Raw genomic sequence first — 24,325 nt, 5'->3', positions numbered from 1 at the left:
TTTTCTTTTTTGCTTTTGATTTATTTCTAACAAAGATAAAGATTTAAAAAAATAAAATCATTTGAAATTTCTTACAAATTTAAATTTTGATTAATTTCAGCAATTTAAAAAATTAAATTTTTATGCGAATAATTATAACTAAAATTTGCTTCATTCTTTTGTTTTCGATTACGGCTTTTGGTCAGGCCAAAAAATATAGTATCCACACCGCAGCCTTTTACAATTTCGAAAATCTTTTTGACACTGTTGATGATATTTATACGAATGATGACGAGTGGACACCAAACGGAACACAAAACTGGACAACAGAAAAATACAATCAAAAACTGCAGAACCTTTCAAAAGTAATATCAGAAATCGGAAAGCCGGAAAATCCAAATGCGCCAGTTTTGATTGGAGGTTCTGAAATTGAAAACAGAGGCGTTCTGGAAGACTTAGTCAAACAGCCCAAATTATTGCCTTTGGATTACGGAATCATTCATTTTGATTCGCCCGACAAACGCGGAATAGATGTAGCATTATTGTATCAGAAGAAATTTTTTAAACCGGTAACTTTTTCAAATATACCTTTATATATATTGAAAAATAAAAATGTAGAAGAACAGGGAAAAGAAGAATCAACAGATGAAGAAACAACGAAGACAGTTCAGAACAATCGTGTTTTTACCCGTGATCAGCTTTTAATTACCGGTTTTTTGGAAGGAGAAGAGATCAGCATCATTGTCAATCACTGGCCTTCTCGCTCGGGAGGTGAAAAAGCTACAAGCGAATATCGGGAAGCGGCGGGAAGATTAAACCGTAAAATAATCGATTCGCTGCAGCAAATTAATCCAGATGCAAAAGTGATTACGATGGGCGATTTAAACGATGGGCCTTATAATAAAAGTATAAAAGTGGCGCTTGGAGCAAAAGCTAAAAAGGCTGAAGTTCCGGAATTTGGGACTTACAATCCGTTCGAAGAAATGTCCAAACGCGGCATGGGAACAACAGCTTTTCGGGATTCCTGGGATATTTTTGACCAGATCATTATTACACAATCGCTCATAAAACCTGATTTTGCATCATTCAAATTTTGGAAAGCCGGAATTTTCAATAAACCCTATCTCATCCAAAATTCAGGAAAATACAAAGGTTATCCGTTGCGACACAGTACAAGTGAAGTGGGTTTTAGCGACCATTTTCCGGTTTATATTTATCTGATAAAAGAAATGTAATCGTAGAGATGCACGCAGTACGCTTACAGTTCAAGCCGCGAATTGCACTAATATTCACGAAATATTAAAGCATACAGAATTCGTATAATTCGATTCATCATAAATAAAAATTAGCGATAATTGGTGTAATTTGTGGCTAACTTTTTTAAAGGTAAATACAGACACATTACCGTGCGTCTCTACAATTTTCCTTAACTTAGCTTCTCAGAAACTTAGAACTCAGAATCTCAAAAAAATGGCTATAGCAAAACCTTTCAATCTGACCAAATGGATAGACGAGAACCGTCATTTACTAAAACCGCCTGTTGGAAATAAAAACTTATATGTTGACTCCGGTGATTATATTGTGATGATTGTTGCAGGTCCAAATGCCCGAAAAGATTATCATTACAACGAAACCGAAGAACTTTTTTACCAGCTGGAAGGCAATATAAAAGTAGTCATTCAGGAAGAAGGCGAACGCAAAGAAATGATTCTGAACGCAGGCGATATGTATTTAAATCCAGCGAAAGTACCGCATTCTCCGGTTCGTTCAGAGGGTTCTATTGGTTTGGTCATCGAGCGAAAACGTGCCGGATTAGGCTACACAGATGGTTTGCTTTGGCATTGCGACAACTGCAATCACAAATTATATGAAGTGTTTTTTGAACTGCACAATATTGAAAAAGATTTCCTCGCACACTTTGAACATTTTTACAATTCAGAAGAATTAAGAACCTGCGATAATTGCGGAACCGTTATGGAATCTGATCCGAGGTTTGTAGCTAAGAAATAATTTTGGACAAAATTTATAAATACAAAAACCGATAGACTTTTTAAGTGTATCGGTTTTGTTTGTTAAAATACTACTATTATTGAGATACTAGAAAGTGAGTGTTTTTTGATTTTTTTTTCGAAGATTTAAATGATTGAAGAATTTTGTCGTTAAGATTATATGAATAAGGAAGCTCACTTTTTGGTTTAAACAAAATTTCAAACTCCTGTAAAGAATTAAAACCCGCAAGTCCAATATTATATTTTCTAAACAATTCTATATTTTTAACAGCTAAATGAACTCCTACAGAAGGAATAACAACATAAGAGATATTTGAAAAACTTTTATATCTAAAAGCTTGTTTTATAGCACGTTTCCAATCTTTTAGTTTTAATTCAAATGCTATAAGCTCAGTTTTCTCTTCATTCTTATCATAGTATACAAAATCTGGGACACCGAATAATCCTTTACATTCTTTTAAATAAGTATTTCCGAAATTCTCTTTCAGAAACTTCTCAAAAACAATAGACATTTCTTGTTCGCTATTAAACATAATATTTAATTTCTTTTTCAAAAGCATTTATAACATTAAACCATGTAGATAAGTGGGATCCATCACTATCATTGTCCAAAAGTACATTGTTTTCAATTATATTGAATAGATTTATTGCATCTTTAATTTTTTGTTTTAAATATAAAATTCTATCAGATTGTGATTCAGGTAATTGTTTAATTTGTTCATTAAAAACATAAAAGTAATGTTTATAAGGTTCTGCTTTAGCAAAATGCCATTTAAAATCAGGTTTAAATATGAGAGGCTTAAATTCTGAATCATCAAAAAAATCTTCATAATTTACTATAAGCTTTTCCATCGCTTGTATATAGACATAATCTACCCATTGGAGAAGTAAGCTACTATATAGTCTAGCATTAGGACCTCTCATAGGACTATTTTCTAAATCTTGAAATCTTTTTATTCCAAAAGAACGGAGATTTTCATATGATCCAATTGTAATCGAATCAGGCATTGCGATTGAATACAACAATGCTTCAGTATTACAGTAACCAATATGAACTTCGAGCTGATTTATTTTTAAAATATTTATAAATTTTAAAACATTTAATAAATAATCGAAATCTTTAATTTGTTTTGACGTAAAATTGTTTTCAAAGATTATATAGACTCCATCAATACTTTGGTGCCCAGTAATCCAATTAAGAACTTCATTCTTCTTTTCTTCATCAGTTAACATAATTGTTTTAATAATAACTGATAGCAAAACTTTTTTAGAGACTTTTTTTTCTTTCAAATATTCACAAAAAGGTTCTACAAAAAAATCAGTTGAATCTAAAAAATAATTTGTTGGATTATCAGAATGATATCTAGTTGGAATCACTAAATAGTCAAAATTATTTTCCATTTGATAGTCCACACATAATTTTGCTAATTCATTATGAGAATTATCTAAATCAGGAGTGCTAAAATCAGGTTTTAAATTCCCTGGAAAATACGGATATGTATCAAGACTACCTTTTGCTTCATTTAGCAAATATAGTTGTGGATCTAAAAAACTCGGTTCTTTATTTTCTTCCTTAAATGCGATAAGTTTATCTGAATCAATGTTTATAGGAGAAAAAATCAAGCCATCTCCGACACCTTTTTCAAAACTTTCTATGTTCCAATTGTATCTAAATCCAGTTTGGTGATAAATTTTCATCTATGAATAAGTTTTTAAAAATTCTTTAAATAATGAATAATTTCTAAATCTCATATAAGGCTGAGTGTGTAATACTTTCAAAGCTAATTCAGACATTTGTTTACTTGCTTTAATATTTTGATTTTCGACAATATAATTATTTTGCAATATGTTTTCAATAATTGAATATTTACCTCCAGGTTCATTGAAAGGATGTTGATCTAAATATAATTCTAATGCAATAACTACTAAAGCAAAAAAATCAGTCCTTAAATCAATTGAATTTTTATTGTTTGTTAATTGTTCAGAAGATGCATAAATAGGAGTACATGGACCAATAGGAGATATTGTTTTGGTTAATGCTTCTAAATCTAAAAAACGTGCTATTCCTAAATCTATTATACAAGGCTTCATATTAGGTCTAATAATAATGTTTTCAGGTTTCAAATCCCGATGAACTACGTTTTTATCCCAAATCAATGACAAACCATCAATCAATGATTCAAGTAATGTAAAAATTCTGGAAGGATTATTACTGAAAAAATCAAAATTCTCCCTTAATGTTAAGCCTTCTATATATTCTTCGACAATTTCAAATTCATTAGTTTTGAAATCGATATTAAAATGATATTGTTTAGGATAATATTCCGAATCAAGTTCATCTAATAATTTAACTTCACGTTTAATTCTTTCTAAAGAAGTAAAACTCTTAATTAAACCTTTCTTGATAACAACTTTTCCAAATTCATGATGTTCTGCCAAATAAACCTTCTTTTGACCTCCCTGAGAAAATTCTTTAATTGATGTACATTCAGCGATCATATTTTTCTAAATTTAATTACGAATATAAGAAAAATAAGCGATAATGTTAATGATTACTTCTTAACACTCCCAACAATCCCTTTCAAAAAACCATTAAAATCAAAAGCAGGATCTTCCTTCAATCCCATTCTCACAATCACCATATCTTTTGATGGAATAATAGCAACCATTTGTCCCTGATAACCGCTGCAGTAAAACATATCGCGGGGAGCGTCAGGAAATTTTCCGCCGGCGTTAAGCCAAAACTGTGCGCCGTATTTTCCTTCAGAAGTATTGGTGGGTGTTGCCGTATATTTTACCCAGCTTTCATCCAGAATTTGTTCGCCGTTCCAATTGCCTTTATTTAGATATAATAATCCAAATTTTGACCAGTCACGCGCAGTTGCCCATGCATAGGAAGAACCTACAAAAGTTCCGCTCATATCCTGTTCTACAATCATCGAACTCATTCCGATTTTGTCAATCACGGCACTGTACCAAAAATCAAGGTATTCCTGCTGGGTTTTAAATTGTCTTCTCAAAATCAAAGACAATAAATTAGTCGTTCCCGAAGAGTAGTTCCAATGTGTGTTAGGTTTAAATTCAGCGGGTTTGTCCAGTTGGACTTTCCCCATATCTTCTGCCTGAAAAAGCATTTTGGTAGCATCGCAAATCGTGTTGTAATTTTCTTCCCACTCCAAACCCGAATTCATGTGCAGCAGATCATTGATAGTGATGTTTTTACGTTCATCATTTTGCCATTCTGCCACAGGAGCAGGTTTGTAAATATCTATTTTTCCCTGTTTCGCCAAAACTCCAAATGCCGAACTGGTAATGCTTTTGGTCATCGACCAGCCTAAAATTTTGCTATCTTTTGTAAATCCGGTATCGTATTTTTCGGCAATCAATTTATTTTTATACAAAACCACAACAGCACGTGTTCGTTTTAATTTTCCACCCGATTTGTCAAAAGCGTCATCAATCGCTTTTTCCAATTTAGAATAATCAATATTCGAAAAAATAGTGTCTTTCGGTTCGAGGTTTCCATAAGGGAAAGGTAAATTATTGACTAATGGAGTTCGTTTTGGAACTAAATATGGTTTAGAAACATCAAAGTCATCATTAATTAAAGTCGCTCCCAAACCTTCACGGTAGATGGCTTTTCGTTCTTTTAAACCATAAACACTTGCAGTAGCAAATTTTCCGGCCTCATCAATAGTATTGGTGGCCAGATTAATCAGCTTAATATCGTTGTCGGTTTTTTCGATTAATTCTTTTGAACGGTTATCCAGAAAATGCCCCGAAGCAATGCTTTTGGCTGAAAAGCCTGAAATCAGACCCAGCTTCGGATAAGTTGTAAATCCGAAATACAGAACTATTAAAAGAAGAAGAACACCAAGTAATTTGAGGATTTTTTTCATAGTCAGATACAGCTATTTTTTATGCAAGATAAATAATTTAAGGTCACGATTTTAGTACTTAATGAGGCTTTTAAATTCGGGAAATTCAGAAAATCAAATTAAAATTTGCAGAATCAATATTTCATCCCCGCTATTGATAGTGCCATAAAAGGAAATTATAGAATTGGCGGATAAAACAATTTAGTTTTAGTACTTTTGTACATAGAATTTTTCTAAATAAATTATGCTGGATATTCAAAAAATAAGAGCTGATTTTCCAATACTTTCTGAAAAAGTAAACGGAAAACCATTAATATACTTCGACAATGGTGCAACCTCGCAAAAACCACAGGTTGTTATTGATGCCGAAGCGAAATATTATCAGGAAATAAACGCCAATATTCACCGTGGAGTTCATACTTTAAGTCAGTTAGCTACTGATGCTTATGAAATTTCACGTGTAAAATTGCAGCATCATATCAATGCCAAATTTTCTCATGAAGTTTTATTTACTTCAGGAACAACACACGGAATCAATTTAGTATCCAACGGCTTTGCCTCAATTTTAAAACCGGGTGACGAAGTTTTGGTTTCTTCTTTGGAGCATCACAGCAATATTGTACCGTGGCAAATGTTATGCGAAAAAACAGGAGCCATATTAAAAGTGATTCCGATAAATGAAGACGGAGAGCTGATCATCAGTGAATACGAATCTTTATTATCTGAGAAAACAAAAATTGTTACGGTAAATCATATTTCGAACGCTTTGGGTGTAATCAATCCTGTAAAAGAGATGATTGCTAAGGCACATGCTGTAGGAGCTGCCGTTTTAATTGACGGGGCACAGGCTGTGCCGCATTTAAAACCGGATGTTCAGGATCTGGATTGTGATTTTTATGCTTTTTCAGGGCATAAAATGTGCGGGCCAACCGGAACGGGAATCTTGTACGGAAAAGAAGAGTGGTTAAATAAACTTCCTCCTTATCAGGGCGGTGGCGAAATGATTAAAGAAGTTACATTCGAGAAAACAACGTATGCTGACCTGCCTCATAAATTTGAAGCCGGAACCCCAAATATCGCTGGTGGAATCGTATTAGGAACCGCTGTTGATTATTTAAACGAAGTTGGTTTTGGAAACATTCAGCTTCAGGAAAAAAAATTACTGGAACACGCTACAAAGCGTCTGCTTGAAATTGATGGTCTGAGAATTTACGGAAACGGAAAAAATAAAGCTTCGGTAATTTCGTTTAATATTGACGGGATTCATCCTTATGATATTGGTTCGATAATTGACAAATTAGGAATTGCAGTCCGTACCGGACATCATTGCGCACAGCCAATTATGAATTTTTTCTGTATTCCGGGAACTATTCGTGCTTCGTTCTCTTTTTATAATACCAAAGAAGAAATTGATGAAATGGTTGAAGCGGTTAAAAAAGCCAAAACCATGTTAAGCTAAAATTTCATTTTATGAGAATTGTATCTTTTTTATTGCTGACAATTTTTATGATAACAGGCTGTTCTAGTCAAAAAAAAGCAGATATGGAATCAACTGTGATCGAATATTCGGCCATGTCGAGAGGTTATTATAAAAAGATAGTGGTGCAAAATCAAATGGTTTCTGTGACCAATAAAAGAGATGCACAAGCTCTAGAAAATAAAATTGATAAGGCGAATTGGGATAAAATTATTACCGAATTCAAAAAGATAAATTTAGAAACTATTCCGACTTTAAGAGCACCTACTGAAAAACGTTTTTACGATGGTGCCGCAATTGGGAATCTAAAAATAACCCAAAATCAGAAAACGTACCAAACACCGGGTTTTGACAATGGTTTCCCTCCAAAGGAAATTGAAAAACTGGTCAATTTGCTGACTGATTTTGCTAAAGAATAATTATGACAATCAAAGAAATACAAGACGAAATAATAGATGAATTCTCTATGTTTGATGACTGGATGCAACGTTACGAATACATCATCGAATTAGGAAAAAGTCTTCCGTTAATTAAAGAAGAATACAAAACCGATGAAAATTTAATCAAAGGATGCCAGTCGAAAGTATGGTTGCAGGGAGAACAAAAAGATGATAAAATTGTGTTCACCGCAGACAGTGATGCGATTTTGACCAAAGGAATAATCGCCATTTTAATTCGCGCTTTCTCGAATCAAAAAGCAGCCGACATTATAAATGCCGATACAGAATTTATAGACGAAATCGGTTTAAAAGAACATTTATCAGCCACCCGCGCCAATGGTTTGGTTTCGATGATAAAAAACATCAAAATGTACGCTTTGGCTTTTGATTCAAAAAACAAAAATTAAAAAATTTTAAACCATATAAGTTCATTTAAATCATATAAGCTTTGTGTTTACTGGTCTTAACTAATAAAGTAAATATAAGATAAGATGATTTAAATGAACTTATATCACTTATATGGTGAAAAAGTAAAAGTAAGTTTTATCTTTCTTTTTTATTTCTTATAATTGTGAAAAAATTACATGATAACAAAGAAATATTTGAATGATTTAATTTATCAGGTAAACGGAGCAGCGATTGAAGTTCATAAAAATATTGGCGCAGGGCTTTTAGAAAATATTTATCATCAGTGCCTGATAAGAGAATTATCTTTGAGAGGAATTAGTTTTCAGTCTGAATTGATTATTCCGGTAGAATACAAGGGTTTAGTATTGGAATCAGATTTAAGATGTGATTTATTTATAGAAAATTGTTTAGTTCTTGAATTAAAATCTGTTGATCAAATTATTCCGGTTCATATTGCCAAATTAATGTCTTATATGAAACTTTTAAAGTCTCCAATAGGTTTAATGATAAACTTTAATGTTACAAACATTTATCACGAAGGCCAAAAAACATACGTCAACGAATTATACCGTTGGCTCGAAGATTAAAAACAAAAAATTTTTGAACCATATAAGTTCATATTAGAACATATAAGCTTTGTGTTTACTGATCTTATTTAAGAAAGTAAATATTAAGATTGCAGAATTTAAATGAACTTATATTACTTATATGGTGGAAAAAGAAAAAAACAAATAAAAATGGAACAAGAAATAGACACAAACGAATTGGGAGAATCAATTGTAAGAGTTTTAAAAACGATTTACGACCCTGAGATTCCTGTAGATATTTACGAATTAGGACTGATTTACGACGTAATGGTAAATACAGATTACGAAGTAAAAATCCTGATGACCTTAACCTCTCCAAACTGTCCGGTTGCCGAAAGTTTGCCAAGAGAAGTAGAGGAAAAAGTAAAAACCATCGAAAACGTAAAAGATGTAGATGTTGAGATTACTTTTGATCCGCCATGGAGTAAGGAGTTAATGAGCGAAGAAGCAAAATTAGAATTAGGAATGCTTTAATTATTTGTTTCAGGTTTCAAGTTTCAGGTTTAACGTTGTTGACTTGAAACTTGAAACTTGAAACCATTTTTCATTATGGAAGAAATTATCAATAAAGTTGCCAACAGTGCTTTAGAAGTCTTTGATTTAGAGGATTATTACCCAAAAGGAATGCGTGTGCAGATTGACATTTCGCAATGGCTTCTGGAAGGTTTTTTATTGAAAGAAAAAGACTTTCGGGAACATCTTAAAAATCATGACTGGTCGCAATATCAGGATCAGTATGTTGCTGTGCATTGCAGTACAGATGCTATAATTCCGGCCTGGGCATTGATATTGGTAAGTGTACATTTAGCTCCTTTTGCCAAAAAAGTTGTCAACGGAACTATCGAAGACCTGGATGCCAGTTTGTACGAAGAAATTTTAAGTAAAATCGATTATTCTGTTTACAAAAGCAAACCGGTAATCGTAAAAGGGTGCTCGAGAAAACCTGTTCCCATGCGCGCTTATATTTTAGCTACAACTTATTTGCAGCCTTTTGCACGAAGCATTATGTATGGCGAGGCATGCTCTGCTGTTCCCTTATACAAAGAATCTAAGAAATAACTTTCAGGAACTCAGTAAAACCCTGAATTTGCAGGTTTTTTTTAGTATATTTGTTACTATACCTAAACTAAACTACCATGAGAAAGATAGCTTTATTACTTATCATTTTAGCAAACGTTACTTTTGTTCAGGCACAAAATTCAGAAAAAGAGTTAATTCAAAACACTGAAAAAGCGGTAAAAAAAATAAATGACACCATCGAAGGCGAAGGCTGGAAAACCAAAGGAACAGTATCACTTTTATTAAATCAGTCGAGTTTTAATAACTGGCTAGCCGGAGGTGAAGACAGTTTTTCAGGAACTTTAGGAGTTAATTACGATTTTAATTATAAAAAAGAGGATATCAGCTGGGATAACAAACTTCTGGCTTCCTATGGGCTTTTACAAACAAAAACCGCTGATTTTGCAAAAAAAACAGATGACCGTTTTGAGTTTAATTCGGTTGTGGGTAAAAGAGCTTTTGGAGAATGGTATTATTCCTATTTCCTGAATTTCAGGACACAATTTACTACTGGTTATATTTATGGTACTGATGAAAACGGAAAAGAAATCAGGACAGAAAATACCAAATTTATGTCACCGGGTTACCTAACTACCGGTCCCGGTATTTACTGGACAAAAGATGAAAACTTAAAAATCAATTTTGCTCCTTTAACCTCAAAATTTACATTTGTAGACAATACTTATACCTCCGGAATTGGTTATGTTGACGGAGATTATTTTGGTGTAGATCAGGGCAAAACGATGCGTTACGAATTAGGTTTTTACGCTTCGGTTTACTACAAACTGGCCATCATGACCAATGTAACTGCAGAAAACATACTGAACCTTTATTCTAATTATTTAGAAGATCCTCAAAATGTTGATATGGATTACTCGCTGAACATCATTATGAAAATTAATAAATATCTGTCGGCAAACTTCTCCTTCCAGGCTATTTATGACGACAATGCTTTTCAGGGATTCCAAACCCGACAAGTCTTTGGTTTAGGAGTTAACTTCGGATTCTAATTTCAATGATTAGGAGCATCACAAAAGGCTTTTTTTGAGCATGATTTCCCGCCATTCGCTATATCTTTGCTTGCCATAAAGAAGGCAAGCAAAGGATGCCGCTGCTGTCGGGGCTAAATACAAACAATTGGCTTCTTTTAAATATTTTTGAAAGACTCATAAAACAAAAACGGCTTTTGATATAATTCAAAAGCCGTTTTTCTATTCTTCTTCCTTCTCAACTGCATCCTTATAATCCGGATAAAGGAATTTATTATAAGGAAATCTCGTAATGTGAATCTGGCGAACCGCTTCGTAAACCATCTCCCTGAATTCTTCGAAATTTTCTTTTTGAGTTGCCGATATAAACAATGCTTTATCTTCACCAACATTACTCATCCAGGTTTGTTTCCATTCGTCCAGAGTGTAGTGTTTTCTGGTTTTTTCGGTAATCAAATCATCTTCATCGATAGTCAGATGTTTGTAGGCATCAATTTTATTAAAAACCATAATTGTTGGTTTGTCATTGCTCTTGATTTCCAACAAGGTTTGATTTACAGATTCAATATGATCTTCAAAATCCGGATGCGAAATATCTACGACATGCAACAATAAATCGGCTTCACGCACTTCATCCAGTGTACTTTTAAAAGAGTCAACCAGCTGCGTAGGCAGTTTTCTGATAAAACCTACAGTGTCAGAAAGTAAAAAAGGGAGATTTTTGATTACCACTTTTCGAACTGTTGTGTCCAAAGTTGCGAATAGTTTATTTTCGACAAAAACATCACTTTTTCCAATCGCATTCATCAAAGTCGATTTTCCAACATTCGTATAACCAACTAAAGCTACACGTACCATAGCGCCACGATTGCTGCGCTGGATGCTCATTTGTTTATCGATCGTTTTGATTTTGTCTTTCAGTAACGAAATACGGTCACGAACGATACGTCTGTCGGTTTCGATCTCTGTTTCTCCCGGACCACGCATACCGATACCTCCTTTTTGGCGCTCAAGGTGTGTCCATAAACCGGAAAGTCTTGGTAGTAAATATTGGCATTGTGCCAGCTCTACCTGAGTTCTTGCATACGAAGTCTCCGCTCTTTGGGCAAAAATATCCAGAATCAGGTTCGTTCTGTCAAGGATTTTGCAGTCAATAATTCGGGAAATGTTTTTTTGCTGTGAAGGGGTTAATTCATCATCAAAAATAACAGTCGATATGGCGTTTTCTTTTACAAAAAGATTGATTTCATCTATTTTTCCGGTGCCCACAAAAGTTTTAGGGTTTGGCCGTTCCATTTTTTGCGAAAAGCGTTTAATAACTTCTCCGCCGGCGGTAAAAGTCAAAAACTCTAATTCGTCCAGATATTCTTGTAGTTTCTCTTCACTTTGATTTTGAGTTACAATACCAACAATGGCTGTTCTTTCAAAATTTATTACTTCTTTTTCTAACATAGCTTTGAATAAGCTGCAAATTTAATGATTTTGTAAGACACAAACACTTATAGAATTTGGTTTTTAAGTTCTATTTAAGAAATGGCTATAGTTTTTGAAAAAAATAAAACCATTTAGAAAGCTAACTTCTAAATGGTTTTTATTAGGAGAGTGAAAATACAGTTCTTATTCGTAAATAAAAGTCTTCTCGGTTTTTACAATTCCATTCTCCTCAATCTGTGAACAGGATATTGGGAAATTCAGTTTGTTGTATTTGTATTTCCTGCTTACAGCAACCAAAGCTGTTGAAGTAGGACTAAAGTTAACTTCATTATTATAGGATATTGCTTCAAAGCTAAATTCGTTTTCGTGGTACGAAATCATCGGTACAATCACTTTATAATTATCGCCAAATAAGTTCTGAACGATTAACTGATCTACCGATTTTTTATCATCAAAAGTATAGGTTTTGGATATTTTATCTCCCACCAGACCTTTGTGTTTTGATACGTTGTCATTCACATAAACATATTCAATTTTACCAATGATGGCTTTGTTTCTGTCACGTGAAGTACGTCTCACTATGATGCCGTTTTCCACGATATATTCAATGTCTTCAAGAACATTCTGGTGATTAGTACTTTTTTTGGTTATGGCTTTTATCCTCGCACCGTCGTAATTAAAAGTTACTGTTTTAGTGATGTAATCATTACCTTCATGATACTTATTTACAAATTTTATAATGTTGTTATCTGCATTATAATAATAATTCACAACTTCTTTCCAGTCACTTCCAATTTTATCCTTAACAGTCATATCCAGTAATCCGTTTTTGTTATAAAAGAATTTCTGAATAACATCTGACGTGGTGATGGTTTCAATTTTTCCGTCTTTAAAAACAATAGTTTTGTTTACAATTTCACCGTCTTTAGAATTTTGATAATTTGTTTTTACGATGTTAATTTGTTTTAAGCGAACCGGGTTGTCCTGACTGTGCAATAAACTGAAAGAAGATGCCATAAGGATGGCAAACAAGTAGATTTTTTTCATAAGAATTAATTGATTTGGGATGACCAAAATACAAAATTCTATAAAAAATTAACAATTTAAGCTCAGGAAAAATTAAAAAAATAAACAGATATTTGTTTTTTGTTTTGTAAATCAGCTGGTTATGTTTTTTTGTCGAAAATTTATTTTTCACCAAACATTTTCACATCATCAACCATAAATGCACCATTGAGCGTTTTATCTTTTCCTGATCCGATGTATTTGAATGCAATGTTGATGTTTCCTGAATAAGCAGATAAATCAATCCCTCCGGAACTAATAAACTGGCGTGTTGGCGTAGAAAGTGATGCTACTTTGGCATCTAATTTTATCCAGGTGGCTTTGGTTACATTTGATCCGTCAAAATTGGCTGAGATATAAACTTCTAAAGAGTTCAAAGCCGAATCTACTTTTAGGTCGTGTTGGGCACTTCTAAAAGAAAGTACCGTATTTTTATATTGAGTTAAATTAATTTTTGGCGTTACCAGCCAGGCCACATTTTCAGCTGCCGTAGTGCTCGTAGTATTAAACTCGGCATATCCGTTTCCGGCAGAAACCATAGTTCGCCATAATTTTGACGCTTTTTCTACGATATTGCTCCAGTCCGGTAATGCAAAATTGACATTGTTTGTAACTGTTTGAAAATCTTCCGTAAAAAACGGAACATTGCTTTTTCCATCCATAACAACATCTTTTTCAGAACGGGCCATCAACTGATAATCAGAACCGTATTTGGTTAAAATCCCACGTACTTTTCCGCTTCCCTCCGGAACTAAATGAGTAGAAAAGTCTGCAAAACTACTCGTCCTGAAAATAATCTGATTTCCGGATTTATCCCTTAAGCCCCAATTGGTAGAACCTCCAACATTATTGGCTTCTTCAAAATAATGACGGCCGATAGCAGCTTCCAAAAACTGGACATCAGAAAATTCTATTAGAGTGTTTAGTTTACTGTCGTTCAAAGCTTCTTCAATAGAAATTAAATTCACTAATTCATCTTCATTCAACATCGTACACGAAGCATTCAGTACGTTTTTATAATCATTTTGAGAAATTCTTCCTACTGAGGCTGTTCCAGAATTCCCTTCGTATAAACTTCCAATCCGCATTCCGCCATAAAATAAATCGGTAAACTGATCTTTTAATTTGATGTAAACCTTATTTCCAACACGGTAATCAATATAAGTGTTTGTTGCATCCACGGCAACACTAAAGCCTATAGCTGGTTTGGTTTCTGTTGCCTGAGTCTGAAGATACAGGATTTTAAAAAAGTTTCCGTTTTCATCACTTGAAACGACATATGCTTCAATTACATCATCATAAACATATTTTGTTGCGGTAATAGTAGCTGTTTTAAGCACATCTTCAACGGTTCTGTTTACTTTTAAATCAGGCTGGGTACATTCTAATTTAGGAATAGCAACATCTTCATTGCAATTGCAAAAAAGGAATAAGAATAATACTGAAATGAGGTTTTTATAGTTGTTTTTCATTTGAAAAAAGGTTTTAAAATTATAAACTGATTGTCAGGTTTACGAAATAAGTTCTTCCGTATCCATAAAAATATTTAGCCCCAAAAGAAGGCGTTCCGCCGGAAACATCCTGATTCAATTCCCTGAAATTCGAATTTCTTGCCTGTTCAAATCCGCCCGTTTTATACTTAAAATCAAGTATATTATTAATGCTGGCAAAAAGTCCGAGTGTGGTCTTATAAATACGCCAGGATTTTCCGCCGGTCATATTTAAGAGCGATACCGGGTTTAGTTTTTCTTGTTTCAGCAGTATTTTCGCGCGTTCTTCTGAAGCTTCGGGAAAATTGAAACCACTCGCAGGATTGATATAAAACCTTGAGGTTCTTGAAATGGGAGAAACATCGATGTAACTGTCTGTAATGTAATTGACATTGGCAGAAAACCACCAGAATTTAGGATCATGATATTCCATCCCGAATGAAAATGCCTGTTGTGGTATTCCGGATTGTTTGTAGTTTTTAAGCAATGATCTGCCGAAATCGAAAGTCGTTTCGGCATCAGCAATGGCAGCATTTGCATCATTGGTAATCGAAACATTTGGATTGCTGTTATAAGTATATTTTCCGTAAGCAGCAGAGAAAATACTTTTTAGGGTAGATGAAACCTGATATTCCAGACTTAATTCGGCACCTATGTTTTTCTTGTCTAAATGGGTCAGCGTCTGACTAACAAAGGCATCTGTATTATCATAGCCGGCTCCATCATCAAAAATCCCTTCAGCATAAAAGAAGGAGGTTTTTGTGGTATTTTTTATCAAGGCATAATAACCGGAAAAACGCATTTTAAGTTTTGGGGAATGATAAACATAATTTATGTCAGCAGCACTTAGGGTTTCGTTTTCAATTCCGTTTACAATAGAATTGTTTAGTCTTGAGTTAGAAAAAGTATTCCGGAGAGAAGGTGCTTTGGCTTGATGCATTCCACTAAAAAACAGCCATTGTTTTCCTGAAATTTTATAGGTCAGTCCGCCTTTAAATCCAAAATTTTCGAAATTTACTTTTTGGCTTTTGCCTAATGAATTTTCCGGATAAATGCCGTTTTGATACAAACCTTCCCTCTGATATTTTGAAGTAGAAAATGAATTTCCCAAGTAAAAATCAACTTTTCCATACACAAATCTAAACTGCGTAAAAGCTTCTGCTGTTGCGGCATAAAAATTAAAATTATAACCATAAGTATCACCAGGTTTTACCTGACGATCAGGGTTTTTTAAATCCGATTGGGATTGATCGCCTTTATAAAATGAATCAATATCCTCAAAATATTCACCGCCCAGTAAATCCAAAAGGTTTTGAAAATTATGTGATTTTAAATTTTTTAAAAGTATTCCTCCGCTAAAAAAGATATTTTCTGAAAGCTGTGCGTTGAGGTTTGAATTTACAGCCAAAGTTTTGTCATCGGTTCTGTCTTCGTAAAGCACATAATGGCTTTTTGAAGGTTCATAACCTGTAATAATACCTTCAGAATTTGCTATAGCTTTCTGATTTGCTCTGTACATTGAATCCCAGTCAATTTGCGAGTTTTGTAGAAACAATGTTTTGCTTATTGCTGCATTTTCATAATCGGGAGTAAATTCTCCGGAGAATTCTCCATTGTCTGCAGCATACATAGAACTGAAATAACTGGGCAATTTTCTGTAATAAGTTGGATCAGGACTGTCAGAATCCTGAAAATCAATATTACTGTTGCCGACTTTTCCAAACTGATACATAATGGCTGAAGTCAGATTGGTCCGATCATTTATTTTAAAATAATGATTGAGTATCAGCAGTGGTTCTTCCACATTTTTTACTCTCGCATTTCGCTTTTCACCGTTTTGATATCCCCAGTACGAATTGTATTTCTCAGATTTTAAATTAATGATTTCATCAGTATTTGGCGAATTCTTTCCACGGGTATTTGGTGTATAAAAACCTGTGAAGTTTAAGGAATGTTTTGGATTTAATTTTTTCTCGACACTAATAAAAAAAGAGTTTGCATCGTAATTTGTCCCTTCAAAATAGCCTTCCTCTGCCCAGCGTTTTCCAACTGAAAAAACATAAGCCCAACCCGAGGATTTCATGCCCGAAGCATACGTAATCATTGTTCTCCAGTTGTAATTGGTATTGGTTCCGGAAAACAATATCCTGGTTCCTTTTCTGTAGGCAGATGCCTGAGTAAAAATTTGCTGAGTGCCTAAAATCCCTCCAAAAGTATAGTCTGAAGGAGTAGGACCAATTGTAAATTCCTGATTTCTGAGGACATCATTTAATCCTCCCCAATTATTCCACTGCGGTCTTCCGTCGTAAATTTTATTCATTTTTACGCCATTGAGCATCATCGTTGCATTTTCGCTGTCTAATCCGCGGACACTGAATCGGGCTTGCCCCAATTGAACGCTGCCGCCTGCAAAAAGGCATCTTTAGAAGATTGTAAAAGTCCCGAAGTAGTTTCTGATGAACTATTGTCTTCGTTCAGATCGCTTTCTAAAAGTGAAATAATGGTGTGCTGGATATTTTCGATTTGGTCTTCTTCTAATAATAAGATGCCGAGATTTACTTTTTGTCCAAAATCAGAATTCACTTTCAGAAGTAAATCTTTATAGCCCTGACTGTGTATTAAAAGTAATTGTTCACCGATAAGAGCAGAATGCAATTCGAAAGTCCCATCTTTTTTGGTCAGCTGCATCAAGACAGAATTTTGAATACCGACGACAACATTTTCTAAAGGACGCTGAGTTTTAGAGTCTATAACAAGCCCTGAAAAAATAGTTTCTTTTTGGGCAGAAGCAATTTTAAAAGTAAAGAGAAATATAAGAACAAGTATTTTTTTATGCATTTAAACCGAATTTATTAAAAAAAACCCTCTTCTTTTTTACAAGAAAAGGGTGTAAATCTTTTTTGACTGAAACTTTTGAATTTCAGAAATTTCAGTCAAAAAAATCAAATTGAGTTTGGAAATGCAAATGTTTGAAAGTAGATAATTAGTGGTATTTAATTTTCCAAACAAATAATGAGTTTAAATTAGGTATGAATTATATTACAAAGATAATATAAAAAATAGTTTTATTTCTTTTCTTGTAAAAAAAAATATTGAACATAAAAAAAATATTTTGTTTTAGAATAATAAATGATTTGATTTACTCTGGCACTTTGACTTTAGAGACCATAAAAGCAATCAAAACCCCAAATATTCCAATAAAGGCGAAAGAAAACTGAAGACCGAAAGATTCTGCAATGTATCCAATCACAGGCGGTCCCATCAAAAAACCAAGGAAGCTTACACTGGAAACAATAGTTAAAGCTTCTCCAGCCGAAACACTCTGATTTTTACCGGCAAGACTGTAAACCGTTGGAACTATTGTAGAAACTCCCAAACCTACAACCATAAAAGCAATTGTAGAAGGAATTATGTACGGAAAGAAAACAGCCGTGAAAAGACCAAGGGAAATCATACAGCCACTAATTTGCATGACACGTTTACGGCCAAATTTATTATTCATGGCGTCTCCGATAAAACGTCCGCCGGCCATCATAATCATAAATGAAGTGTATCCTAAAATCACCAAAGCGCCGGGAGCTTTTACAATATCTTTAAAATAAATTCCGCTCCAGTCAAACATTACACCTTCGCTTGCCATGCTGCAAAAACCAATTATACCCAGCCATAATAAGGAACTATCTGGTTTGGTAAATAATTTTTTGCCTTCTTTTTTGGGCTTGATTTTTTCTTTTGCTTTAACTAAAAATTTAAAATTAAAAGCAACCATTAATAAAACAACAGCGCCTACAATTAGAAAATGCTGATAAGGATTTAAGTGAAGTGCCAGCATTCCCAAGCCTGCCAAAGCACCAGTAAATCCTGCAAAACTCCACATTCCATGAAAAGAAGACATGATATTTTTTCTGAAAAGGACTTCTGTATAAACACCCTGAGTATTTACGGCGATGTTGGCTAAATTGCCGAAAATGCCAAAAGTAAATAATCCTAAGGAAAGCTGAAGTGCACTAGCAGCAAGACCCAAATTGGTCAGACTGAAAACATACATTATTAAAGAGAAAATCAAAATGCGGTGACTCCCGAATTTGGTTACCATTTTGCCCGAAAAAGGCATGACGATTAATTGACCAACCGGCAAAGCAAAAAGAACAGAACCTAATTGTGCTTCGCTTAAATGTAAAGCCGTTTTGATATCCGGAATTCTGCTTGCCCAGGTGGCAAAACTTAAACCCATTCCGAAATAAAACATGCTAACGGCAAAACGAATTCTGTTTAAATAGGAAGCTTTTGCCTCACGATAGACCTTTTTAATTTTTCCTTTGGTCTGGAATAAAGCTAATGGATTGAAATCTATCACAGAAATGCATTTTAAATTTGTATATACAAAGATACTGAATTCCTATTTTAAAGATTAAAAACAACACACTGTTTGTCAAATATACAACGTTATTGTTTATAAATTGTGAATTTCAAACCCGTAATGCTCCTCTAAAACCTCTTGCCGCATAATAGGACTGAGCACCATTGTGATAAATGAATACCGTATTATAACGAAAATCGGCAAAAAGAGCTCCACCCAAATTTCTGATATCAGCAGGGGTTTTGATCCAGCTAGAGGTCTTCTCATCAAAATTCCCCAACTTTTGTAATTCCCTGTATTGATTTTCATCCAGAAGTTCAATACCCATAGCAGCAGCCATGTCAATAACATTATTTTCAGACTTATGCTCTTTTCTTGATTCCTGTGCTTCCAAGTCAAAACAAACACTTCTTCGTCCTTTTGGACTTTCTGCAGAACAGTCATAAAAAATATATTCGTTTGTTTTTTCATCGAAGGAAACAACATCTGGTTCACCTCCGGTTTTCTCCATTTCATTCAGAGACCATAGTTTTTCAGGACCGGATTCCAGCTTTGTCTGTACTTTGTCCCAATCAAGATTTTGATGACGGTTTTTGTTTTTCTCAAAACGGTTTTTCAGAATTTTAAGCAGCTCTTCATGCTCTTTCGGCAACAATTCTTTTTTGTTTTTCATATTAGAAAGATTCTTAAGACCTTAGATTTAATTGAAAAATTGTAGTGTCAGGCTGAGCGGAGTCGAAGCCCTTTTCAAACGAAAACCTTCAATTCTTCTTTGAATGATTATTTCTATTGTAAATCAATAATTTTTTTGTGCTGGTTACTCGCAATTGCGGCTTCGATAACCTGCATTACTTTTACACCGTCCTGAGCCGTAACCGGTTCGGGTTTATTATTAGCAATAGCTTCATAAACGCCATCAAAATATTCAAAATAATTCCCCTGAAGTGTTTTGATTTTTTCGCGGATTGGTTTTCCGTCAATTTCAGTGTGTAAAAGCCCTTCAAAACCATCTAATTCTGTTCCCCAGGAATCACGGTTTGGCTTTTTGCCTACTTTAAGTTCGTCTTCCTGAACATCGCCGCGCTGTTTTAGGAAAGAGCCTTTTTTGCCGTGAATGGTATAGGCCGGATTAGCTTCTCTCACAAAAAAACCTGCTTTTAAACGTACCCTGAAATCTTCATAAATCAGTAATAAATCAATCCAGTCATCTACTACTGAGTTTTCCCTGGTAAAACGAATATCACCAAAAACTGATTTTGGCGAACCAAACAGGCAAACGGCCTGATCGATTAAATGCGGACCTAAATCTTTCAGGATTCCGGCTCCGTCGTTCACAGTTTCTTTATGCACTTTCGGACTTAATACCGGATTGTATCTGTCAAAATGAAATTCGGCTTCAACCAAATGTCCTAAAAGGCCGTCTTTAATTACTTTCTGAACGGTTTTAAAATCGCTGTCCCATCTTCTGTTTTGAAAAACGGCCAGTTTTAAACCTTTTTCTTTCGCAATTTGAGCCAGCTCATGAGCCTCGGCAACGGTTGTGGTAAATGCTTTTTCAACAACAGCATGTTTTCCTGCCAAAAGCACTTTTTTAGCATATTCATAATGTGTTCCGACTGGTGTGTTTACAATGACCAAATCGACATCATCGGCTAATAATTCATCAATTGAAGGGTAACTTTTTACAGTTGGATAATCTTCCTGAATCAGTTTTTTGCTTCTTTCCCACGAACCTAATAATTCAAAACCGGGATGAAGATCTAAAAAAGGAGCGTGAAAAACTTTTCCCGACATTCCGTATGATAATAGTGCTGTTTTTATTTTTTGCATTTTATTTGTATTTAGGTTTTGCCACGAATTACACTAATTTTCACTAATTTCTTTACCCATTTTGAATTCATTATAAGTTCGTGAAAAGTATTTTACCCAACCTATACGAAGAGACAAACTCAATTCGTGGCAACTTTTTTAGATCATTTATCTGTGAAATCTGTGGCTAATAAAATTTAAATCTTAGCTCGCTCGTATTGTTTTGGCCATTGAACATCATCGTTTAATTCTCTGGCAAAATCCAAAGCCAAATTAGGATTTCTAAGTGATTGCCGTGCAAACAAAACTAAATCGGCCTGATTGTTATTTAGGAGTTCTTCTGCTTGTTGTGATTCGGTAATTAGACCTACAGCTCCGGTTAAAATATGGGCTTCTTTTTTTACTTTTTCTGCGAATGAAACCTGATAACCTGGGCCTGTTTCAATTTTCTGATAAGAAACCAATCCACCAGACGAGACATCAATAAGATCTACTCCTTTTTCTTTTAATAGTTGTGAAAGCTTTACAGATTCTTCCGGATTCCATCCGCATTCTGCCCAGTCGGTTGCCGAAATCCGAACAAATAAAGGCAGATCAGAAGGCCACTCTGACTGAACGGCTTCAACGATTTCAAGTGTAAAACGGATTCGGTTTTCGAAACTTCCGCCATATTCATCGGTTCTTAGATTCGTTAGAGGCGACAAAAACTGGTGCAGTAAATAGCCATGGGCTGCATGGATTTCAACAACCTGATAACCTGCATGAACCGCTCTTTTGGCTGCAGCCTTAAAATCTGAAACCACTTTTTCAATTCCGCTTTTGTCTAAAGCGACAGGAAGATAAGGTTCGTTTTCATGATAAGGAACAGCACTTGGCGCAACAGTAGTCCAGCCAATATTTGATTCGTCTAATTTTTTATTGCCTAACCATGGTTCTGAAACACTGGCTTTTCGGCCTGCATGCGCCAGCTGAATTCCGGGAACGGCATTTTGTGAAATGATAAATTCGTTGATTGTTTTTAGTTTTTCAATGTGTTCGTCTTTCCAGATTCCAAGATCAGCCGGAGAAATTCTTCCTTCTGGAGAAACCGCTGTGGCTTCCTGAATAATCAGTCCGGCGCCTCCACTGGCACGGCTTCCTAAATGAACGAGATGCCAGTCATTCGCAAATCCGTCAGCCGAAGAATATTGGCACATTGGCGAAATAACGATTCTGTTTTTTAAAGTGATGTTTTTTACAGTAAGCGGAGAAAATAATAATGGAGCCATAATCATGTAACTTTTAATGTAGTTGAGCTACCAATGGATACGATAGCATATAAAAAAGTAAAGTTACACCATCTTCATAAAAGTAGAAATCCAAATGTTTATTAATTAACAAACATTTAAAACCTTAAGTATTATATTGCGCTCTCAAATTAAAATAGAAAACGTTACTTTTGTGCGTTAAATTACGAACTAAAAATACAAAATGGATATAGTTATCAAACTCTCTCAATTTCTATTGAGTTTATCTTTACTTATTATTCTTCACGAATTAGGGCATTTTATTCCTGCAAAATTATTTAAAACAAGGGTCGAAAAATTTTACTTATTTTTTGATGTCAAATTTTCTTTGTTTAAAAAGCAAATTGGTGAAACGGTTTACGGAATCGGATGGCTGCCACTTGGAGGCTATGTAAAAATCTCCGGTATGATAGACGAGAGTATGGACAAAGAGCAAATGGCCCTGCCTCCACAGCCGTGGGAATTTCGTTCTAAGCCGGCATGGCAGCGTTTAATCATAATGTTAGGTGGTGTTACGGTAAACTTTATTCTGGCTTTTGTTATATATATAGGTATGGCGTTTGTTTATGGTGAGACATTTGTAGCAAATGCGGATTTAAAAGATGGAGTTTTGATAGAAAATCCGGTAATGCTTAAAACAGGTTTTAAAACAGGAGATAAAATTTTAGCTATTGACGGAAAAAAAGTTGAAAATTTTGACAATGAGTTAAACATGAACATTATCATGTCGAAAGAAGTTCTGATTGAGAGAAACGGGCAACAGCAAAAGATTAATATGCCTAATGATTTTGTTGATCAGTTGTCAAAATATGAAAAATCTCCTCTTGTAGATATGCGTGTGCCTTTTGCAATTAAAGATGTTCCTGCTGAATCTGTAAATAAATCCCTGAAACCAAAAGACTTAATCGTTAGCATTAATGGACAGGAAGCTAAATATTACGATCAGGTTAAAGCAATTTTAAACAGTAATAAGGGGAAAACAATTCCGGCAGTTGTGTTGCGTGATTTAAAACAGACGCCAATATCGGTTAGTGTTTCAAAAGATGGAAAACTAGGCGTAATGGCTGGAGGATTAGGAATTGAATCATTAGAGAAACTTGGATATTATAAAGTAAGTACAAAACATTACGGATTTTTTGAATCTATTCCGGTGGGATTAGAGAAAGGAAAAGACCAATTAGTAGGTTACGGAAAACAATTAAAAATGATTTTTAATCCTGAAACAAAAGCGTACAAACAAGTAGGTGGTTTTGCTGCGATTTTCAATATTTTTCCCACATCATGGAGTTGGGAAGTATTCTGGTCCATCACTGCTTTATTGTCAATTATGCTTGGTGTAATGAATTTATTGCCAATTCCTGCCCTTGACGGAGGCCATGTGATGTTTTTACTATACGAAATTATAAGTGGCAAAAAACCAAGTGATAAATTCCTTGAAAACGCCCAAATGGTTGGTTTCGTCCTGCTTATCTCACTGCTTTTGTTTGCTAATGGTAACGATATCTACAAGGCAATTGTCAGGTAGAAAAAATATTTTTGAAAAAGAGTTAAAATATTTTTGAGAAACTAAAAAATCATCTATATTTGCACTCGCTAAAAAGAGCAACAACTTCCTCCTTAGCTCAGTTGGTTAGAGCATCTGACTGTTAATCAGAGGGTCCTTGGTTCGAGCCCAAGAGGGGGAGCAAACTTTTTTTAGCAAACATATTTACCTTTAAGGTGATTCCTCCTTAGCTCAGTTGGTTAGAGCATCTGACTGTTAATCAGAGGGTCCTTGGTTCGAGCCCAAGAGGGGGAGCTTATTAAAAGACTATCATGCAAATGATAGTCTTTTTTTTATAAACTAAAATTAAAATTAGATTGGATCAGGTGCAAAAGCTGGGATCAGACAATCTGAATAAGAAAAAATCACACCTACCATACACACTTCAATATTTGAGTAAAGAAAAAGACATTTTTTTTATTCCTCGTTAATTTCGGATCAGGTGCAAAAGTTGGGGATTAAGCAAAAAGATTAGATAATCTGAATAAGAAGAAGTCTATATTCCTTACTCC

Annotated in this window: 23 protein-coding genes and 2 tRNA genes; 12 read left to right on the top strand and 13 right to left on the bottom strand. The window is 34.4% G+C overall.

Features of this window, described 5'->3' with window-relative positions; genetic code table 11:
* Positions 1-122 precede the first annotated feature (122 nt).
* Together GXM17_RS06755 and GXM17_RS06750 are read left to right on the top strand one after the other, a co-directional pair.
* Entirely contained in the window at positions 123-1,214 is a 1,092-nt protein-coding gene (locus GXM17_RS06755) for an endonuclease/exonuclease/phosphatase family protein (protein WP_163398536.1), read from the top strand.
* A 235-nt stretch (positions 1,215-1,449) separates the two neighbouring features.
* Positions 1,450-1,989: a 3-hydroxyanthranilate 3,4-dioxygenase gene (locus GXM17_RS06750; RefSeq protein ID WP_163398535.1), complete on the top strand. Its 540-nt coding sequence runs from the start codon at positions 1,450-1,452 to the stop codon at positions 1,987-1,989.
* Positions 1,990-2,065: 76 nt separating this feature from the next.
* Here GXM17_RS06750 and GXM17_RS06745 read toward each other — a convergent pair whose 3' ends face one another.
* From GXM17_RS06745 to GXM17_RS06730, 4 genes are read right to left on the bottom strand one after another with little or no spacing between them, the layout of a single operon-like run.
* Positions 2,066-2,542 (bottom strand): hypothetical protein, encoded by a 477-nt coding sequence (locus GXM17_RS06745; RefSeq protein ID WP_163398534.1) that lies wholly within the window; start codon positions 2,540-2,542, stop codon positions 2,066-2,068.
* Positions 2,514-3,686 (bottom strand): hypothetical protein, encoded by a 1,173-nt coding sequence (locus tag GXM17_RS06740; protein ID WP_163398533.1) that lies wholly within the window; start codon positions 3,684-3,686, stop codon positions 2,514-2,516. The genes GXM17_RS06745 and GXM17_RS06740 overlap by 29 nt, the downstream gene beginning before the upstream one ends.
* Positions 3,687-4,487: a protein kinase domain-containing protein gene (locus tag GXM17_RS06735; protein ID WP_163398532.1), complete on the bottom strand. Its 801-nt coding sequence runs from the start codon at positions 4,485-4,487 to the stop codon at positions 3,687-3,689.
* Positions 4,488-4,540: 53 nt separating this feature from the next.
* Entirely contained in the window at positions 4,541-5,887 is a 1,347-nt protein-coding gene (locus tag GXM17_RS06730) for a serine hydrolase domain-containing protein (RefSeq protein WP_163398531.1), read from the bottom strand.
* Between the two features lie 223 nt (positions 5,888-6,110).
* Between GXM17_RS06730 and GXM17_RS06725 the strand changes: the two genes are divergently transcribed.
* From GXM17_RS06725 to GXM17_RS06695, 7 genes are all read left to right on the top strand, one after another.
* Complete coding sequence (locus GXM17_RS06725) at positions 6,111-7,325, top strand: aminotransferase class V-fold PLP-dependent enzyme (protein ID WP_163398530.1); 1,215 nt, start codon at positions 6,111-6,113, stop codon at positions 7,323-7,325.
* An 11-nt stretch (positions 7,326-7,336) separates the two neighbouring features.
* On the top strand, positions 7,337-7,762 hold the full coding sequence (locus tag GXM17_RS06720) for a hypothetical protein (protein ID WP_163398529.1): 426 nt from the start codon (positions 7,337-7,339) through the stop codon (positions 7,760-7,762).
* Positions 7,763-7,764: 2 nt separating this feature from the next.
* Positions 7,765-8,190, top strand: a complete 426-nt coding sequence (locus tag GXM17_RS06715) for a SufE family protein (protein ID WP_163398528.1) — start codon at positions 7,765-7,767, stop codon at positions 8,188-8,190.
* A 177-nt stretch (positions 8,191-8,367) separates the two neighbouring features.
* Complete coding sequence (locus GXM17_RS06710; RefSeq protein ID WP_163398527.1) at positions 8,368-8,778, top strand: GxxExxY protein; 411 nt, start codon at positions 8,368-8,370, stop codon at positions 8,776-8,778.
* 150 nt (positions 8,779-8,928) lie between these two features.
* A complete protein-coding gene (locus GXM17_RS06705) occupies positions 8,929-9,252 on the top strand; it encodes an SUF system Fe-S cluster assembly protein (protein WP_163398526.1) in 324 nt (107 codons plus the stop codon).
* Positions 9,253-9,327: 75 nt separating this feature from the next.
* Positions 9,328-9,837, top strand: coding sequence for a DUF2480 family protein (locus tag GXM17_RS06700; RefSeq protein WP_163398525.1), 510 nt, complete (start codon positions 9,328-9,330; stop codon positions 9,835-9,837).
* 77 nt (positions 9,838-9,914) lie between these two features.
* Positions 9,915-10,847 (top strand): DUF3078 domain-containing protein, encoded by a 933-nt coding sequence (locus tag GXM17_RS06695; RefSeq protein ID WP_163398524.1) that lies wholly within the window; start codon positions 9,915-9,917, stop codon positions 10,845-10,847.
* Between the two features lie 201 nt (positions 10,848-11,048).
* On the opposite strand, the gene hflX is transcribed toward GXM17_RS06695, so the two are convergent.
* The 9 genes from hflX to GXM17_RS06655 form a co-directional block, all read right to left on the bottom strand.
* Positions 11,049-12,278 (bottom strand): GTPase HflX, encoded by a 1,230-nt coding sequence (gene hflX, locus GXM17_RS06690; protein WP_163398523.1) that lies wholly within the window; start codon positions 12,276-12,278, stop codon positions 11,049-11,051.
* Positions 12,279-12,443: 165 nt separating this feature from the next.
* Positions 12,444-13,307, bottom strand: coding sequence for a hypothetical protein (locus GXM17_RS06685; RefSeq protein ID WP_208796424.1), 864 nt, complete (start codon positions 13,305-13,307; stop codon positions 12,444-12,446).
* 140 nt (positions 13,308-13,447) lie between these two features.
* Positions 13,448-14,797 carry a DUF5689 domain-containing protein gene (locus GXM17_RS06680; protein ID WP_163398522.1) on the bottom strand — a complete coding sequence of 450 codons (1,350 nt, stop codon included), beginning with the start codon at positions 14,795-14,797 and terminating at the stop codon, positions 13,448-13,450.
* Between the two features lie 19 nt (positions 14,798-14,816).
* Complete coding sequence (locus tag GXM17_RS06675; protein WP_244307348.1) at positions 14,817-17,135, bottom strand: TonB-dependent receptor; 2,319 nt, start codon at positions 17,133-17,135, stop codon at positions 14,817-14,819.
* A 38-nt stretch (positions 17,136-17,173) separates the two neighbouring features.
* Positions 17,174-17,653, bottom strand: a complete 480-nt coding sequence (locus GXM17_RS21770; RefSeq protein ID WP_244307347.1) for a carboxypeptidase-like regulatory domain-containing protein — start codon at positions 17,651-17,653, stop codon at positions 17,174-17,176.
* Between the two features lie 301 nt (positions 17,654-17,954).
* Complete coding sequence (locus GXM17_RS06670) at positions 17,955-19,172, bottom strand: MFS transporter (protein ID WP_163398521.1); 1,218 nt, start codon at positions 19,170-19,172, stop codon at positions 17,955-17,957.
* Between the two features lie 112 nt (positions 19,173-19,284).
* The gene (locus GXM17_RS06665; RefSeq protein ID WP_163398520.1) at positions 19,285-19,848 is read right to left on the bottom strand and encodes a DUF4256 domain-containing protein; all 564 of its coding nucleotides are present in this window, start codon (positions 19,846-19,848) and stop codon (positions 19,285-19,287) included.
* A gap of 113 nt (positions 19,849-19,961) precedes the next feature.
* Positions 19,962-21,005, bottom strand: coding sequence for a Gfo/Idh/MocA family oxidoreductase (locus tag GXM17_RS06660; RefSeq protein WP_163398519.1), 1,044 nt, complete (start codon positions 21,003-21,005; stop codon positions 19,962-19,964).
* A gap of 176 nt (positions 21,006-21,181) precedes the next feature.
* Positions 21,182-22,252, bottom strand: coding sequence for an NADH:flavin oxidoreductase/NADH oxidase (locus GXM17_RS06655; protein WP_163398518.1), 1,071 nt, complete (start codon positions 22,250-22,252; stop codon positions 21,182-21,184).
* Positions 22,253-22,454: 202 nt separating this feature from the next.
* Here GXM17_RS06655 and rseP point away from each other — a divergent pair, with 202 nt between their 5' ends.
* The 3 genes from rseP (at position 22,455) to GXM17_RS06640 (ending at position 24,068) form a co-directional block, all read left to right on the top strand.
* On the top strand, positions 22,455-23,795 hold the full coding sequence (gene rseP / locus GXM17_RS06650) for an RIP metalloprotease RseP (RefSeq protein WP_163398517.1): 1,341 nt from the start codon (positions 22,455-22,457) through the stop codon (positions 23,793-23,795).
* Positions 23,796-23,881: 86 nt separating this feature from the next.
* Positions 23,882-23,955: transfer RNA gene (locus tag GXM17_RS06645), tRNA-Asn, on the top strand.
* A 39-nt stretch (positions 23,956-23,994) separates the two neighbouring features.
* A tRNA-Asn gene (locus GXM17_RS06640) sits at positions 23,995-24,068 on the top strand.
* The last annotated feature ends 257 nt before the right edge of the window (positions 24,069-24,325 follow it).

The organism is Flavobacterium fluviatile (assembly GCF_010645065.1).
In the GTDB taxonomy this organism is placed as follows: domain Bacteria; phylum Bacteroidota; class Bacteroidia; order Flavobacteriales; family Flavobacteriaceae; genus Flavobacterium; species Flavobacterium fluviatile.
The sequence above is the reverse complement of the archived record's forward strand: the minus strand, read 5'-3'. Positions and strand labels throughout refer to the sequence as shown.